Origin of the sequence: Streptomyces sp. CB01881, from assembly GCF_002953255.1 — a bacterium.
Lineage (GTDB): Bacteria > Actinomycetota > Actinomycetes > Streptomycetales > Streptomycetaceae > Kitasatospora.
The window spans coordinates 595165-610254 of sequence record NZ_CP026498.1 but is presented as its reverse complement, the minus strand read 5'-3'; the positions used below and the strand labels follow the sequence as shown (position 1 = coordinate 610254).

Sequence of the window (15090 nt, the reverse complement as noted above, 5' to 3'; positions counted from 1 at the left end):
GATGGGCAGGCGGAATCGACGCCCGGTGGCGAGGGGCCGGTGCCGCCACGCCACGGCGTTCACTCGTTCGAGTGGCGGACCGGCGCGAGGCGGTTCGGACGGCTACGATCGACCCGACCCACGGAGGTGGCCTGCATGGACACGGTCATCGTGCAACTGCCCGAACCCCGCCCGGAAGCCCGCAGCGAGTCCCCCGGAGGGCTCGCGCCCGGCGGATCGTCGATCCGGCCCGCGAGCCTCGGCAGGCATCCGGGCTCTGCCCGGCCCGCCGGCCCCGCCCGGCCGGTGCTGCTGCACCTGGGCCCGGGCGAGGCGGCCGAGTTCGGGCGTGGCGAGCCCGGCCGCCCCGTCGCCATCCCGCTCGCCGACCAGGGCGTCTCGCGCCGGGCGGGCGAGATCACCGCCGCCGAGGACTACTGGCGGCTCTCCAACTTCAGTGCCTCCGCCACCTACGTGGTGGAGAACCTGGAGGGCGCCGGCGAGCACGTCAAGGTCGCGCCCGGCCGACTCGGCGCGCCGGTCCCGTTCGAGTTCTCCCGGGTCCTGCTGCCGGCCCTCGGCGAACCGGCCGCGTTCAAGGTCTTCGCACCCCAACACGCCTACCTGGAGGGCGAGTCCGAAGCCCGTGACGGCGAGCGGACGGTCAGCCCGTTCGCCCTCGACCCGACCTCCAAGTATTTCCTGGTCCTGCTCGCCCTCTGCGAACCCCGGTTGCGCGCGCCCTCCGCCGCCTCCGTCCCCGGCGCCACCGACGTGGTGGCCCGGCTACGCGCCCTGCCCGCCTGCCGGGACCTCACCCGATCCGCCGTCAACTACCACATCGACTACCTGGTGGCGACCAAGCTGCGGCTGCGCGACACGCCCGAGGAGGCGGCGGACGGGGCCGGCCGCAGCGGGGGCAAGCGGGAGGAACTCGTGGCCCTGGCACTGAGGTTCGACCTCGTCCGGGAGGAACACCTGGCGCTGCTCCCGCCCCGGCGTGGCGGCTGACGGCGCCGTGCCGCCGCCCACGCAGCCCGCCGCCCCGCGGCCGGACCGGCCCGAGGAGCCGCCGGTCGCGGTGCCGCCCGGTTACCCCGTGGCCGGCTACCGCACCGGCGAGCCGATCGGCGCCGGCGCCTGGGGCACCGTTCACGCCGCCCACGGGACGGGTGAACTCCCGGACGCGGCGGTGAAGTTCCTCAGCCCGGCGCGGCTCAGCCCAGGGCAGCGGCGGACGATGGCGCAGGTCGCCCGGAGTGAGATGCGGTTCAGTCGTCTCGCCGACCACCCGCACCTGATCCGCACCCTCGCCGTCGTCACCGTCGACGACCCCGCCCACCCCGGGCTCGACGGGGCGGTGGCCCTGGTGATGGAACGCGCCGCCCGCAGCCTCCAGGACGTCCTGGCCGCCGCCCGTCCGCATGCGCCCGTCCCCGGCGCCGAACGGATCCTCGCCGAGGTCGGCGCCGGCCTCACCCACATGCACGGCGCCGGCTGGGTGCACGGCGACCTCAAGCCCGGCAACATCCTGCTGATGGCCGACGGCACCGCCAAACTCGCCGACTTCGGCCTCACCGCCGAGCTGGAGGGCACCCACGCCTATGCGCCGCCGCTCGGTTCGCCCGACCACGTCCCGCCCGAGTGGTGGTCGGAGCGGACCGGTGCCCGCGGCGTCGCCCTGCGCCCCAGCGCCGACATCTGGGCCTTCGGCGTCCTCGCCCACCAGCTGCTCACCGGCGGGCTGCACCCCTTCCTGGGTGCGACCGCCCGCGCCCGTTCGCTCGCCGCGCAGGCGTATGCGCGCGGCGCGGCGCCGCTGCGGCTGGACGATGCGCTGCCCGCCTGCTGGCGGGAGGTGGTGACGGCCTGCCTGGCCGTGGACCGGGAGGTGCGGGGGCGGGTGGACCTCACCGCCCTGCTCACCGCGGCCGCGGCGGGCGGGCGGCAGGGCGCCGCCGCGGGCCGGGAACGCGGACGCCGGCGGCGGTCCGGGCCGGGCCGTGCGGGAGCGGGTCCGGGCAGTCCGGGTGCGGGTCCGGGCAGTGCGGCCGCGGGCGGCGCGGGTGCGGTCACGGGCGCGGGCAGGCTGGTGGGGCTGGCGGGGACGGTTGCGGCGGCCGCCGTGGTGCTCGCCCTCACCGGCGCCCCGGAGCCCGTCGGTTCCCCGGAGACCGTCACCGCGGCCGGGCCGGCGCTCGGTGCGTCACCGCCGTCCTCCCCGGCCGGCCTGCTCCCGCCCGGTGCGAAGGCGCCCGCGGCGGTTCCGTCCGGTGCGAGGCCGCCCGCGGCGGTTCCGCCCGGTGCACTCCCGCCCGGTGCCGATGTGCCCGTCGAACTGCGTGGCCCGATCGAGGACGCGGCCCGCCGGTGCCCCGAGCCGGAGATCACCCCGGCGCTGCTGGCCGCGATGCTCAAGGCCGAGAGCGGCTTCGACCCGAAGGCCGCGCACCCCGAGTCCGGCGAGTACGGCATCGCGATGTGGACGCCCGCCGTCTTCAACGCCTGGGCGCAGGACGCCGACCACGACGGGGTGAAGGACTACTTCGACCCGGTCGACGCGATCGCGTCGATGGGCAACTACGTCTGCTGGCTCGACCAGCAGTTCAAGCACCGGGGGATGACGGACAGTCTGCCGGCCCTCGTCACGGCCGGCTACCGGACCAGCGACAAGACCGTCGCCGACACCGGCGGCGTCCCCGACCGGGTGAGTGCGCATGTCGCCAAGGTGCTCGGCTACCTCGCCGAGTACGGTGGCTGACCAGCGCGGACGGCGCTCGCGGCACCGGGCCCGGTCACATCGGCAGGGGGGCCGGCGCCGTTGCCCGGCCAACGCGGTGACGGATGCGATGCTCGGCCGCATGATCAGAAAGCTCCACGCGGTCATCGCGCAGTGGACCGTGGTCGTCCCGGTGGTGTCCCTCGTCCTTCTCGTCCTGACCTGGCACCGTGACGTGCCCGGTTGGGTGGTGGCCCTGGTCGCCTGCTTCCTGGGCGCCGCGGTGCTCGCCGCCGTGCACCACGCCGAGGTGATCGCCCACCGGGTCGGCGAGCCGATGGGTTCGCTGGTGCTCGCCGTGGCGGTGACCGTCATCGAGGTGGCACTGATCGTGACGCTGATGGCCGACGGTGGGGACAAGGCCTCCACGCTGGCCCGGGACACCGTGTTCGCCGCCGTGATGATCACCTGCAACGGCATCTTCGGACTGTCCATCCTGATCGGCGCGCTCAAGTACCGGGTGGCGGTCTTCAATGCCGAGGGCACGGGCGCGGCGCTGGCCTGCATCGGCACACTCGCCACGCTCAGCCTGGTACTGCCGACCTTCACCACCAGCTCGCCGGGCCCGCAGTTCTCCTCCACCCAGCTGGTCTTCGCGGCGGCCGCCTCGATCATGCTGTACGGGCTGTTCGTGGCCACCCAGACCATCCGGCACCGGGATTACTTCCTGCCGGTCACGCCGGAGGGCAAGGTCCTCACCGAGGAGGACCACGCCGAGCCGCCGACCAACCGGGCGGCGCTCGCCAGCCTGTCGCTGCTCGGCGTCTCGCTGGTCTCGGTGGTGGGCCTGGCCAAGGGAGTCTCGCCCACCATCGAGTCGGCGGTCGAGTCGGCCGGGCTGCCGTCCTCGGTGGTCGGCGTGGTCATCGCGCTGCTGGTGCTGCTGCCGGAGACCATCGCGGCGCTGCGCGCGGCCCTGCGCAACCGGGTGCAGACCAGCCTCAACCTGGCACTCGGCTCGGCGCTGGCGAGCATCGGGCTGACCATCCCGGCGGTGGGTCGCCTCGGTCTGGCTGCCCGGCCCGCTGGTGCTCGGGCTCGGCCCGTCGTACCTGGTGCTGCTCTCGCTGACCATCGTGGTCGGCACGCTGACGGTCATTCCCCGGCGGGCCACCCCGCTCCAGGGCGCGGTGCACCTGGCGGTGATGGCGGCGTTCGTGGTGCCCGCGATCAACCCCTGACCGGAGCGGGCCCGTGCCCCGGCCGGGCCGGTCGCGAGGCCGGTCCCGCCCCCTGGCCGGGCCGGTTCCGGTCCTCCACCGGGCCGGCCTCGTTCTTCACCCGGACGGGTCCGGTCCCGGTTCCTCGCCGGAGCGTTCCGGAACCGGCGGGCGGGCCGGCGACCGTTCGGTCACCGGCCCGCCCGTTCTGCTTCCCGGGGTCAGGAGGACTTGCGGGTGCGGCGGGTGTAGACCACGGCGCCCGCGCCGGCCAGCAGCAGCGCGGTGCCGGCGCCGGCGTAGAGCAGGGTGCCGTCGCTACCGGTGGAGGCGAGGTTCTTGCCGGCCTGCGCGGCGCCCGGGATCGGGGTCGGGACGCTGACCGCGGCGGGCATGATCAGCGGCTTGTCCGGGTTGACCACGGTGTTGGCCGGCGGGGTCTGCACCGGGACGGTCGCGGTCGGGGCGGTGGTCGGGCCGGTGGTCGGGGCCGGGGCCTCGGTGCTCGGCTCGGTGGTGGCCGGGGTGGTGGCCGACGGCGTCGCGGACGGGGTCGCGGACGGCTTCTCCGGGGTGGTCGCCGACGGGCTGGCCGTCGGCGCGGTGGTCGCGGTCGGCGAGGCCGGCGTGCTCGGCGTCGTGGTCGGCGTGCTGGTCGCCGACGGCGTCTGCGACGGCGTCTGCGAAGGCGTCTGCGAGGGCGTCTGCGACGGCGTCGCCGAGGGGGACTGCGAGGGCGACGTCGAGGTGCTCGGAGAGGCGGGCGGGGTCTTGGACGGGGTCTTGGACGGGGTGGCGCTCGGCGAGGGCTTCCCGGTCGGGGCCGGGGTCTTGCCGCCGCAGTCGACCTTGAAGACCTTGTGCTTGGGGTTGTTGAGCTCCGGCTCGGCCGGCAGCTTCCCGTCGACCAGCTCGACGGAGGCCCAGTACAGCTTGTACTGGCCGTCCGGCAGGTTGATGTCCTCGGTGCGGACGTGGCCCTTGCCGTCCACCGGCAGGTCGCCGAACGCGACGGCCTTCTCGGTCTTGTCGTGGACCTCGGCGATCAGCCAGATGACGTCCTGGCCGGGGTCGAAGCCGAAGGAGTCCAGGTAGAAGGTGCAGACCTTGGGCTCGTTGCGGGTGTCCTCCTGCCCCGTCGCCGTGTCGTGGATCTTGACGGTCCCGTTGTTGCCCTTCGGGGGCTTGCCTCCGGCGACCGCGTGCGCGGTCGGTGCGAGCAGCAGCAGGGCGGCGGCGGTGGGAACGGCGACGAGGGATCGCGCTGCAGTGGAGCGGATGCGCATGCTGGTGTCCATGGTGGATCGGCGGGCCGGGTGAGGCCCGCGAGGCAGGTGGGAGAGCCCTCGGCAGCCGGAAACCCGACCGGTGACGGTGGGTGACGGTGAACGAGAGGCCCTAACGTCGCGCAGCCGCTGCGGCGATGCAAGGCAGATTTGGCCGGATTGCCATGCAGGCAGGCCAATTGTCCGATTTAGTCCCGTGCAACGATCCGATCACCCGATTGTGAGAGATACGTGTACCGCCCGGGGCGCCGTGCTTCTGGGGGCCACCACGCCGGAAGGGGTGGCGCACGACGCCGCGCCCGGGCCGCGCCTCCCACCCGTGGCGGCACCGCGCCCTGGCCCGCGCCCTGGCCCGCGCCGTGACCCGCGCAGCGCGGCGCCGCGACCCGTTCCGTGTCGCCGTGGACGCCGAGGAGGCCCGCCGAAGCCGCCGCCTCTGCGCCGACGGCACCGTGCCCTCGGTCGCCCCGCCTCCTCCGCCCGTGGCGAGGGGTGCGAGGATGGCCCCGACCGCCCCTGAAGGCGGACCTCCGCCGACCGGCCGCCCCCACACCCCGGGGCGGCCCCATCTGGGCACACGGCGATGTGGTCCGCCCTGCGTACCCCGGCAGCCCTCCGGCGCGGCGTCTCCCTGAACGCACTCCCTCACCTGCGAAGAAGACGCATCGCGATGCACCGAACCCTCACCACCCCCACACCCGGATCCACCCCCGCACCCAGACCCGCTCCCGCCCTCCTGTCCGCCGCAGGGCGCTCCCGAGCACCGCTGCGTGCCGCCGCCGCCCTCGGCGCCGGCGGCCTGCTGCTCACCGGCTGCGGCAGCCCCGCTCCGGCTCCCGACAGCCAGGACGACCTCCAGGCCCGGCTCCCCAGGGCGGTCAAGGCCGCAGGGGTGCTCAAGATCGGCTCCTACCTCAACTACCCGCCGGTGGAATTCAAGGACTCCGGCGGTGCGCCCGCCGGGCTCGACCCGGAGCTCGCCAAGGCGGTCGGCTCCGCGATCGGGCTGAAGGTCGAGTTCACCGACATGCCGTTCGAGAAGCTGATTCCGGCCGTCCAGGCCAAGCAGATCGACCTGGCGATGTCGGCGGTGATCGACACCAAGCAGCGCCAGCTGGGCGCCGCCGACGACGGCCACCAGGCCGACGCGGGCGTGGACTTCGTCGACTACTTCGGCTCCGGGACGTCGATGGTGGTCAAGGCCGGCAACCCGCTGAACCTCTCCTCCCTGGAGAGCCTCTGCGGCCGGACCGTGGCCGTCCAGCGCGGCACCGTCCAGGACGAGCTGGCCACCCGGCAGACCGCGGCCTGCCTGCGGACCGGCAAGCAGCTGCAGATCCACCGCTTCGAGAGCGACGACCAGGCGCTCGCCGAGGTCGCCGCCGGCGCGGCGGCCGCCGACCTGAACGACTACCCGGTGGCCCAGTACAACACCACCCAGCCGGGCCGCGTCGGCACCTTCGAGCTGGCCAGTTCCAACTTCCTGCAGGCCGGTCCGTACGGCATCACCGTCGCCAAGGGCAACACCGCCCTGCGCGACGTCATCGCCAAGGCGCTCGACGAGGTGATCCACAGCGGCGAGTACGACAAGATCCTCGCCAAGTGGAACCTGCACCGTGGCGCGGTCTCCAGCGCCGTCGTCAACGGCGGTCTCTGACCGCCGGGGGCGCGTCCGGCGATCCGTGCCGCACGTGCCCGAGGGTGCCCCGAACGCCGTCGCGGGTGCCGACGCCCCGCCCTGATGGCCGGTAACGACCGGTCATCGGGGCGGGGTCCGCGTGTCGGGGCGCGGCACGGCGGTCGCTGTCCCTATCGTCGGTGACCGCGAGTCCGCAGCCGATCCGACCCGTGGGAGTGCCTGATGCCCGGCCCAGAGCAGCAGTTGTCCACCGATCTCGCGCCCGGCCGCGGGCCGGAGCACGCCGACGTGATCGTGGTGGGCGCGGGACCGGCGGGCTCCACCGCCGCCTACCACCTCGCCCGGACCGGCCTCGACGTGCTGCTGCTGGAGAAGTCGGCCTTCCCCCGCGAGAAGGTCTGCGGCGACGGTCTGACGCCGCGCGCCGTCAAGCAGCTGGTCGACCTCGGCATCGACGTCTCCGAGGAGGCCGGCTGGCTGCACAACCGGGGGTTGCGCGTGGTCGCCGGGGAACGACGGCTGGAGTTCGACTGGCCCCAGCTCTCGGCCTTCCCCTCGTTCGGACTGGTCCGGCGGCGCGCCGACTTCGACGAACTGCTCGCCCGCCGGGCCGCCTCCGCCGGCGCGAGACTGGTCGAACGGGCCAACGTGGCAGGCCCGTTGGTCGACGAGCGGACCGGCCGGATCACCGGGGTGACGGCCCGCCTCGGCGAGGACCGGCAACCGGTCAGCTACCACGCGCCGCTGGTCGTCGCCGCGGACGGGAACTCCACCCGGCTGTCGCTCGCCATGCAGCGCTACCGCCGCACCGACCGGGCGATGGGCGTCGCCTACCGGACGTACTTCACCACCCCGCGGCACGACGACCGCTACCTGGAGGCCTGGCTCGACCTGCGCGACCCGCGGGACCCGGCCAGGCGCCTGCTGCCCGGATACGCCTGGGTGTTCGGGATGGGCGACGGCACCGCCAACGTCGGTCTCGGCGTGCTGGACACCGCCGCTGTGGCCCGCGAGGTGGACTGGCGGGACCTGCTCCGCCGCTGGTGCGCCCTCCTGCCGCCCGAGTACGGCTTCACGCCCGAGGGCATCACCGAGCCCGTCCGCGGCTCGGCCCTCCCGATGGGGCTCAACCGCCAGCCGCACTACGCCGACGGCCTGCTGCTGATCGGCGACGCGGGCGGCACGGTCAGCCCGGCGACCGGCGAGGGCATCGCCTACGCGATGGAGTCCGGCCGGTACGCCGCCGAGACGATCGTCCAGGCGCTGGCCCGGCGCACCGACCGCGGTCGCGAACTCGCCCTGCGCGCCTACCCGCAGGCGTTGCGCGCCGCCTACGACGGGTACTTCGCGCTCGGCCGGCTGGTCGCCGACGTGCTGGGCCGCCCCCGGCTGCTCGGAACGGCCGGCGCGCTCGGCCTCGGCCACCCCGCCCTGCTGAAGGTGGCCTTCCGGCTGATGGTCAACCTGACCGAGCCGAACTCCCGCGACGCGCTCGACCGGCTGCTCCACGTCCTCGGCAAGATGGCGCCGAGCAGCCGGTCCTGACGCGGAACGACATCGGGCGAGGCGTCCGCGTGGCGGCGAGGATCCGTCGCCGCGGGGCGTCCTCGCCGGAGGGTACCTCTCCGCCGGACGACACCTCCTCGTTGCGACGCCTCGCCGCCGCGCGCCGCGTTCCGTCAGGCGTTGAACCACCGCTTGCCGTCGTTCGACATGAAGGCCGTGACGATCAGCAGGGCGATGGCGAGCCCGGCGAGCGCGATGAAGGCGCCGGAGAAGAGCTGGAGCAGGCCGGAGATGATCGAGAGCCACTCGATCACCAGTACGGTGATCCTGGTCCAGCCGGCCCGGCGCGGGGCCAGTGCGGCGCAGGTGCCGAGGATGACGGAGATGAGGAGCGACAGGACGGCGACGAGCCGGACCAGCCCGACGCCGTCACCGGTCTCGTCGCTCGTCAGTGCGAACAGGAAGAGCCCGGCGAGGCCGTTCAGGACGGCATGCACCCACACCCCTGCGACCGCCCACCGGACCGAGCCCGGCATCTTCTCGGGCCCCCACTGCTGTGCCTGGTACGACATCGCTGTCCACCCCCGATTGTCGGTGCGACGACGGCCTGACGGCCGGGCCGTATCCGAGATGGTCGGGGCGGCTTGACGGAGTGTCAACGCATTTGATGGCGCCCGGAACAGCTTCGTTACGACGTTGGTCCGGGCGCGGCTGCGGGGGCGGCCCCGGGCGTGGATCCGGGTGTGATCCAGGGGGTGGGTGGGGTCCGGGCCGACGGTGCGGGCGGGCAGGGGACGCGGGGCGGAGCGGCGGCGCGGACGGTGCAGGCGGTGCAGGCGGCGCGGACGATGCAGGCGGGCGTGCCGGGGGCGCGACCGTTCCCCGGGGGCGTGACCCTCCATCCTGCACGCCCTTGGTTCGGTGTGGGCGGGTTGGTCGAAACAGGAGAAAACACCGGCGTTCCGGACCCGTCCTGTTGACGTGGAGTCAGGTGATCCGCTTGCCTGGGTGGCGACCTGGACACGGAGGGTGACGGATCATCCTCCGGTCCCTATGACCTTGATACGACGGAGACACCGTGCGCCTTCGCCTTCGCCTGTTCGTCGCACCGCTCACCGCGGTCGTAGCGCTGCTCGCCCCCGCCCTGCCGGCCTCCGCCGCGGACACGGCCACCGCCGATGCGGCCACCGCGACCCCCTCCGACGAGTGCTCGGCCGCCGACTACCACGGCGACCCGCGCCTCGGCCCCGAGGACCTGCCGACCACCGGCCCGGTCGGCCGCGAACTGATCGGCTACAAGCGCACCGGCGGCCTCTCCGAGGACAAGTTCCTGGCCACCTACTACAGCCCCACCGCCAACAACGGAAGCCCGGGCTGGATCTACCCGCCGGCGAACGGCTACGTCACGCTGCCCGACGGCACCCCGATCGAGTTCGAGCTCACCCTCTACCCGAACCAGAACATCGACCGTTACGGCAGCGAGTACGGCTCCTTCCTCGCCCCCGAGGGCCTGCCCTACGCCAGCCGTTCGATCCCGCCGCAGAGCCTCGACAGCAACCCCGCGGCCCCCTGCAACTACCACGACTACAAGGTGCTGAAGCCGTTCAAGGTGCACGCCGGCCCGATCGCGCCCTGGTTCGGCCAGCCCGGCTACGGCTTCCAGTACCAGCTCGACGCCGCCCTCGTGCCGAACGGCCCGGCCCGGCTGAACGTGCTCTGGCTCGTCGACAACGGCTACCTCGCCCGGATCTGACGCCCGCCCGGGCCGGTTGATGCGCCCGGGCCGGTTGCTGCGGGCCCGGTGCGCCGGGGGCTGCCGTCCCCGGCGCACCGGCCCTCTCCGCCCGGACCGGCCTCACCCGGAGCGCCGGACGTCGTCCGCCGGTCCCGCGCGCCGCACCGGTCCCCTCCCGGCCTGGCGGAATTCGCTGGCGCGCTCACCCGGAGCCGGGTAGGAAGGGCGGATGAGTACCATCGAAACCGCCGCCGACCAGCGCTCGTTCATCCCGGTCACGCTCGACCTGGGAGACGTCGTCCTGTGCCCCTGGGGGCGGAAGACCGATGTCCGCGACGGCGCCGTGCCCGCCCTGATCGCCGCCGCGGCCGATCCGGCGATCGCCCTGTGGAACCCGTTGCGCACCACCGACGAGGCCAGTGCCGGGGCGTACCTCGACCGCTGCGACGCCGGTTGGGAGAGCGGCAACAGCGCCGCCTTCGCCATCCTCGACGGCGCCGACCGGACACTGCTGGGAAACACCGCCCTGCGCTGGGTGAACCGGGAGGACGGCCTCGCGATGATCGGCTACTGGCTGGCACCGGCCGCCCGCGGCCGCGGCGCCGCCACCCGGGCGGTCAGGGCGGTCACCAGCTGGGGCATCGCCACGGCCGAGACCCGCCGCATCGAGATCGCACACGCGGCCGGGAACGACGCCTCCTGCCGCGTCGCCGAACGCTGCGGCTTCCCCTACGAGGGCACCTTGCGCGCCTCGTACCTCTTCGGTGACGGCAAGTACCACGACGAGCACCTGCACGCCCGGCTCGCCGGCGACCCCGAGCCCGCGTAGCCGGTGGCGGGCGCCCGGTGGTGAGCGCCGGTCGCAGCGGCCAGTAGGCGCCGGAAGCCGTCCGCGGGCGCAGGCGGGCGTCAGCGGGCGTGGGAAGGCGCAGGCGGGCGTCGGCAGGTGAGAAAGCGGTGAGATCCACTGGGGCTGCCGCCGTCCTGCGGACCCTCTCTGACCTGCGGAAACATCCTCCCCGGTGGAACGTGAGGGGTCTCTTGGGGGCGCGCGCCCGGTCGGCTCCGCTGGCATGGTTGGCCTCCCAGGCAGAACCGGCAGCCGAGGAGGGCACCGTGACCGTACCGCTCACACACCGAGCCCGTCCGGCCGGTCCGGCCCGCCGCCCGGCCCGCCGACCGCTTCCCCCCGGCACCACGGCCCTGGTCGTCCGGTCGGTGATCGCGGCGGGCGCCGTGGCCGTGCTGGCGCTCTGGTGGCAGGACACCGAGCGGATCGCGGGTCCCGCGCAGTGGCTCACCGGCGCCGGCCGGATCACCGGACTGCTCGCCGGATACGCGGCCCCCGTCCTGCTGCTCCTGATGGCCCGGCTGCCGTTCCTGGAACGCGGAGTCGGCGCCGACCGCCTCGCCCGCTGGCACGCCTGGGGCGGCCGCTACCTGGTCGGGCTGGTCGCCGTCCACGTGCTCACCGTGGTCTGGGGCTACGCGCTCACCGACGGCCGCGGCCCGATCGGCGAGGGCGTGGACATCGTCCTGCACTGGCCCGAGATGCTGAAGGCCGGGCTGGCCACCCTGCTGATGCTCGGCACGGGCCTGGTCTCCGCCCGCGCCGCCCGCCGCCGCCTCAGCCACGAGACCTGGTACTACCTGCACCTCGGCACCTACCTCGCGGTCGCCCTCGGGTTCGGCCACCAACTCGCCACCGGCGCCGATCTCGGCCCGGGCCCCGCCCGCCTCGCCTGGACCGCGCTCTACCTCGGCACCGCGCTGCTCGTCGGCTGGTACCGGCTGGCCGTCCCCTGGCTGCGCGACCGCCGTCACCGGCTCACCGTCGCCGAGGTCCGGCCGGAGGGCCCGGGCGTCGTCTCGGTCTTCCTCACCGGCCGCCGGCTGCCCGAACTGCGCGCCGAACCGGGCCAGTTCTTCCGCCTCCAGTTCCAGACCCGGGCACTGCGCTGGGCCGCCAACCCCTACTCGCTCTCCGCGCCCGCACACCCGCAGTTCCTCCGCTTCACCGTCAAGGACCTCGGCGCGCACAGCGCCGCCGTGGCCGCGTTGCGCCCCGGCACGAAGGTCCGCGCCGAAGGACCGTACGGGGCGTTCACCGCCCGGCGGCACCGGACGCGCAAGGTGCTGCTGCTCGGCGCGGGTGTCGGCATCACGCCGCTGCGGGCGCTGTTCGAGACCCTGCCCGGCGAGGTGACGCTGGTCCAACGGGCCCGCACCGCCGACGACGTGCTGTTCCGTGCCGAACTCGCCCAGGTCGCTGCCCGGCGCGGCGCCCGCGTGCACGAAGTGCTCGGCAGCCGCGCCCAGACCGGGGACCTCGGTACCGCGCTCGCCCGTCTCGTCCCCGACCTCGCCCGGCACGAGGTCTACCTGTGCGGCCCGGCCCGGTTCAGCGAGGACGCGGTCCGCGCGCTGCGGGCGGCCGGGGTACGTCGCGGGCGCATCCACCACGAGTCCTTCGAGCTCTGACCGGGCCACCTCGCGCCTCTCCGCCTCCCGTCTCTCCGCCTCCCGTCTCTCCGCCTCCCGTCTCTCCGCCTCCCGTCTCTCCGTCTCTCCGTCTCCCTGCTGTCCTTCCCGCCATTCCCTTCTCCGTCTTCCCGCCTTCCCGCTGTCCAGAGGAGCGACCGATGCGAAGAGCCGTCGTCACCTGCACCGCCACCGCCGCCGGCGTGATCCTGCTACTCTCCCTCAAACCCCACGACGGCGGGGGCGGCTCGACCCCGACGGTGCTGTCCGCCGCCGGGCCGGCGCAGGCCTCCTCGGGTGCCTCCGTGCCCTCCTCCGGCTCGTCCGGCTCCTCCTCCGCGTCCTCGTCCGGGTCATCCTCCGTGCGGACGGTCACCGGGGACGCCGTCCCCACCCGGTACGGGCCGGTCCAGGTGAAGGTCACGCTCGACGGAACGAAGATCACCAAGGTCGACGTCGTGAAGTACCCCACCAGCGACCGCCGCGACCGGGAGATCAACGCGAGCGCCATACCCGTGCTCAACCAGGAGGCACTCGCCGCCCAGAGCGCCGACGTCGACGTGGTCTCCGGCGCCACCTACACCAGCGACGGCTACACCCGCTCGCTGCAGAGCGCCCTCGACCAGGCCGGCCGGTGAGCGCCCTGCCGCGGCCGCTGCTCCGGCACACCGAGCACGTCATGGGCACGGTGTTCTCGTTCGCCGTCCGCGACCCCGCACCCGGGACGGAGGCCGCCCTGCGCCGGATCGCCGGACGGCTGCACGAGATCGACGCGGTCTTCTCCCCGTACCGGTCCGACAGCGACGTCAGCCGCCTCGACCGGGGCGAACTCGCCCTGGACGGTTGTCACCCCGACGTCGCGGAGGTGCTCGTCCGCTGCCGCGAGGTGGCCGCCGAGACGGACGGCTGGTTCACCGACCGCCCCGCCGGGCGGCTCGACCCCAGTGGCTGGGTCAAGGGCTGGGCGGTGGAGGAGGCGTCCCGGCTGCTGCGCGCCGCCGGAACGGCCGATCACGTCGTCAGCGGCGGCGGCGACGTCCAGACGGCGGGCGGTCCCTGGCGGGTGGGCATCGCCGACCCGCTGAACCCCGGCGCCCTGGCCGCCACGGTGACCGGACACGACCTCGCCGTCGCCACCTCCGGCACCGCCGAACGCGGCCCGCACATCATCGACCCCCACACCGGCCTGCCGGCCACCGGGCTCGCCTCCCTCACCCTGGTCGGCCGTGGCCTCGCCCGCACCGACGCCTGGGCCACCGCCGCCTTCGCCATGGGCCCTGCCCGCGCCCTCGCCTGGGCCACCCGGCACCCCGCCGTCGAAGCCCTCGCCGTCACCCCGGACGGCACCCACCACCGCACCCCGGGCTTCCCGCCGGCGTGAGCGGAGCGTGAACGGGAGGCCGGTGGCGGACGACTTCCCGTGCCGGGGCCTGCGGAGGTGCTCTGGCCAGGCGCGGGGCGGGGGTGGGGGCCTAGTCTGGAAGGGCGCGCCCGTGCGTGGCACGGAACGGGAAGCGGTGGGCCATGACGGTCATCTCGGCGGCACTCTTCGGTACCGACTGGCGCGCCGCGCTGCCCGGTAGCGGGCCCGCCCCCGTGCCGGACGACGCCGAGCTGCTGCGCGAGTGCGACGCGCGCGGCTGGACGGTGGTGCTCACCGGGCCCGGCCCGGCCGGTGCACCGGTGCTGACCGTGAACACCCCGGGCGGCGACCCCGTTCGTACCGCCCTCGACCTCGTGGACGGCTCGCCGCCGCACGCGGTGTTCGTCGCCGGGAGCGTGCCCGAGGTACTGGCGGCGTGCCGGGCCGCCGTGCCCTGCGTCGCCCTGGAGACCGGCGGCACGACCGGTCCCGAACTTCGGGCGGCGGGCGCGGTCGAGGTGCACCGCGACGCCGCCGCCCTGCTGCACGTGCTGGACGACAGCCTGTTGGCCCGCCCCAGGGCCTTCGGAGCCTGCCGTCCGACCCCTCCCGCCGTACCGGCCGGCCGGAGCGGTTGAGGCACAGTCGAACCGGGCAACCGCCCGGACGTGAGAACGACGTCACCGGACGGCTCGGAGGTGACCGAGATGGACGGACCCGGGTTGAGCGGCCGGGAACGGCGGCTCCTGGAGGAGATCGAGTCCGATCTGCGCCAGGACACGCGCCTGGACCGGCGGTTGAGCACGATGGGGGCCAAACAGCCGGGCCGGATCCGGCTGCTGCAGCGCCGCGTGGCGCAGAAGGTGCCGCCCGGTGCCCTGATGACCGCGCTGGTGATGGGCGCGATCTGCCTCAGCATCGGCGCGCGCACCCCGACCGTGCCGGTCCTGGTCGCGGTCGCGCTGGTCTGGGCGGTCAGCGTGGGTGTCGCGGTCGGGGTCGCGGCCCTGCTGCGCCGTCGGCAACCTGGCCGCCCGCCGGACGCGGACGGCACGGACCTCCTGGGTGGCGAGGGCCGCGACCGCGGAGAACGGGGTGACCGTCGCGAGCGCGGTGAACACGGGGAGCGCCGTCCCTGGGACCAACCGGAGGCGTGAGTGCC

General features: G+C 74.5%; 13 protein-coding genes and 1 pseudogene. 12 read left to right on the top strand and 2 right to left on the bottom strand.

What is annotated here, in order from left to right; all coding sequences use genetic code 11:
• Positions 1 to 135: 135 nt before the first annotated feature.
• The 3 genes and pseudogenes from C2142_RS02925 (at position 136) to C2142_RS02915 (ending at position 3939) form a co-directional block, all read left to right on the top strand.
• The gene (locus tag C2142_RS02925; protein WP_241002341.1) at positions 136 to 990 is read left to right on the top strand and encodes a serine/threonine protein kinase; all 855 of its coding nucleotides are present in this window, start codon (positions 136 to 138) and stop codon (positions 988 to 990) included.
• A complete protein-coding gene (locus C2142_RS02920) occupies positions 980 to 2740 on the top strand; it encodes a serine/threonine-protein kinase (RefSeq protein WP_241002340.1) in 1761 nt (586 codons plus the stop codon). The genes C2142_RS02925 and C2142_RS02920 overlap by 11 nt, the downstream gene beginning before the upstream one ends.
• Before the next feature lie 100 nt (positions 2741 to 2840).
• A pseudogene (locus C2142_RS02915) lies at positions 2841 to 3939 on the top strand (ionic transporter y4hA).
• Between the two features lie 200 nt (positions 3940 to 4139).
• On the opposite strand, the gene C2142_RS02910 reads toward C2142_RS02915, so the two are convergent.
• On the bottom strand, positions 4140 to 5204 hold the full coding sequence (locus tag C2142_RS02910) for an LPXTG cell wall anchor domain-containing protein (RefSeq protein ID WP_148640931.1): 1065 nt from the start codon (positions 5202 to 5204) through the stop codon (positions 4140 to 4142).
• Positions 5205 to 5874: 670 nt separating this feature from the next.
• Between C2142_RS02910 and C2142_RS02905 the strand changes: the two genes are divergently transcribed.
• On the top strand, positions 5875 to 6861 hold the full coding sequence (locus C2142_RS02905) for an ABC transporter substrate-binding protein (protein WP_148640930.1): 987 nt from the start codon (positions 5875 to 5877) through the stop codon (positions 6859 to 6861).
• Between the two features lie 204 nt (positions 6862 to 7065).
• On the top strand, positions 7066 to 8388 hold the full coding sequence (locus tag C2142_RS02900; protein WP_148640929.1) for a geranylgeranyl reductase family protein: 1323 nt from the start codon (positions 7066 to 7068) through the stop codon (positions 8386 to 8388).
• Positions 8389 to 8522: 134 nt separating this feature from the next.
• On the opposite strand, the gene C2142_RS02895 is transcribed toward C2142_RS02900, so the two are convergent.
• Positions 8523 to 8921, bottom strand: coding sequence for a hypothetical protein (locus C2142_RS02895; protein WP_148640928.1), 399 nt, complete (start codon positions 8919 to 8921; stop codon positions 8523 to 8525).
• Between the two features lie 506 nt (positions 8922 to 9427).
• Between C2142_RS02895 and C2142_RS02890 the strand changes: the two genes are divergently transcribed.
• The 7 genes from C2142_RS02890 (at position 9428) to C2142_RS02860 (ending at position 15085) form a co-directional block, all read left to right on the top strand.
• The gene (locus C2142_RS02890) at positions 9428 to 10102 is read left to right on the top strand and encodes a TNT domain-containing protein (protein WP_241002339.1); all 675 of its coding nucleotides are present in this window, start codon (positions 9428 to 9430) and stop codon (positions 10100 to 10102) included.
• 211 nt (positions 10103 to 10313) lie between these two features.
• Positions 10314 to 10913: a GNAT family protein gene (locus C2142_RS02885; RefSeq protein ID WP_148640927.1), complete on the top strand. Its 600-nt coding sequence runs from the start codon at positions 10314 to 10316 to the stop codon at positions 10911 to 10913.
• 287 nt (positions 10914 to 11200) lie between these two features.
• Positions 11201 to 12565: a ferredoxin reductase family protein gene (locus C2142_RS02880; protein WP_148640926.1), complete on the top strand. Its 1365-nt coding sequence runs from the start codon at positions 11201 to 11203 to the stop codon at positions 12563 to 12565.
• Positions 12566 to 12726: 161 nt separating this feature from the next.
• Positions 12727 to 13203, top strand: coding sequence for an FMN-binding protein (locus C2142_RS02875; protein WP_148640925.1), 477 nt, complete (start codon positions 12727 to 12729; stop codon positions 13201 to 13203).
• A gap of 41 nt (positions 13204 to 13244) precedes the next feature.
• Positions 13245 to 13946, top strand: a complete 702-nt coding sequence (locus C2142_RS02870; RefSeq protein ID WP_148642144.1) for an FAD:protein FMN transferase — start codon at positions 13245 to 13247, stop codon at positions 13944 to 13946.
• A 143-nt stretch (positions 13947 to 14089) separates the two neighbouring features.
• Positions 14090 to 14566 carry a hypothetical protein gene (locus C2142_RS02865; RefSeq protein WP_148640924.1) on the top strand — a complete coding sequence of 159 codons (477 nt, stop codon included), beginning with the start codon at positions 14090 to 14092 and terminating at the stop codon, positions 14564 to 14566.
• Between the two features lie 69 nt (positions 14567 to 14635).
• Positions 14636 to 15085: a DUF3040 domain-containing protein gene (locus C2142_RS02860; protein WP_148640923.1), complete on the top strand. Its 450-nt coding sequence runs from the start codon at positions 14636 to 14638 to the stop codon at positions 15083 to 15085.
• Positions 15086 to 15090: the final 5 nt, after the last annotated feature.

What these genes read in the sequence shown, in the direction of transcription:
- C2142_RS02860 (WP_148640923.1), top strand. Translation starts at nt 14,636, where the DNA reads ATGGACGGACCCGGGTTGAGCGGCCGGGAACGGCGGCTCCTGGAGGAG.
- C2142_RS02905 (WP_148640930.1), top strand. Translation starts at nt 5,875, where the DNA reads ATGCACCGAACCCTCACCACCCCCACACCCGGATCCACCCCCGCACCC.
- C2142_RS02870 (WP_148642144.1), top strand. Translation starts at nt 13,245, where the DNA reads ATGGGCACGGTGTTCTCGTTCGCCGTCCGCGACCCCGCACCCGGGACG.
- C2142_RS02910 (WP_148640931.1), bottom strand. Translation starts at nt 5,204, where the DNA reads ATGCGCATCCGCTCCACTGCAGCGCGATCCCTCGTCGCCGTTCCCACC.
- C2142_RS02900 (WP_148640929.1), top strand. Translation starts at nt 7,066, where the DNA reads ATGCCCGGCCCAGAGCAGCAGTTGTCCACCGATCTCGCGCCCGGCCGC.
- C2142_RS02875 (WP_148640925.1), top strand. Translation starts at nt 12,727, where the DNA reads ATGCGAAGAGCCGTCGTCACCTGCACCGCCACCGCCGCCGGCGTGATC.
- C2142_RS02895 (WP_148640928.1), bottom strand. Translation starts at nt 8,921, where the DNA reads ATGTCGTACCAGGCACAGCAGTGGGGGCCCGAGAAGATGCCGGGCTCG.
- C2142_RS02925 (WP_241002341.1), top strand. Translation starts at nt 136, where the DNA reads ATGGACACGGTCATCGTGCAACTGCCCGAACCCCGCCCGGAAGCCCGC.
- C2142_RS02885 (WP_148640927.1), top strand. Translation starts at nt 10,314, where the DNA reads ATGAGTACCATCGAAACCGCCGCCGACCAGCGCTCGTTCATCCCGGTC.
- C2142_RS02865 (WP_148640924.1), top strand. Translation starts at nt 14,090, where the DNA reads ATGACGGTCATCTCGGCGGCACTCTTCGGTACCGACTGGCGCGCCGCG.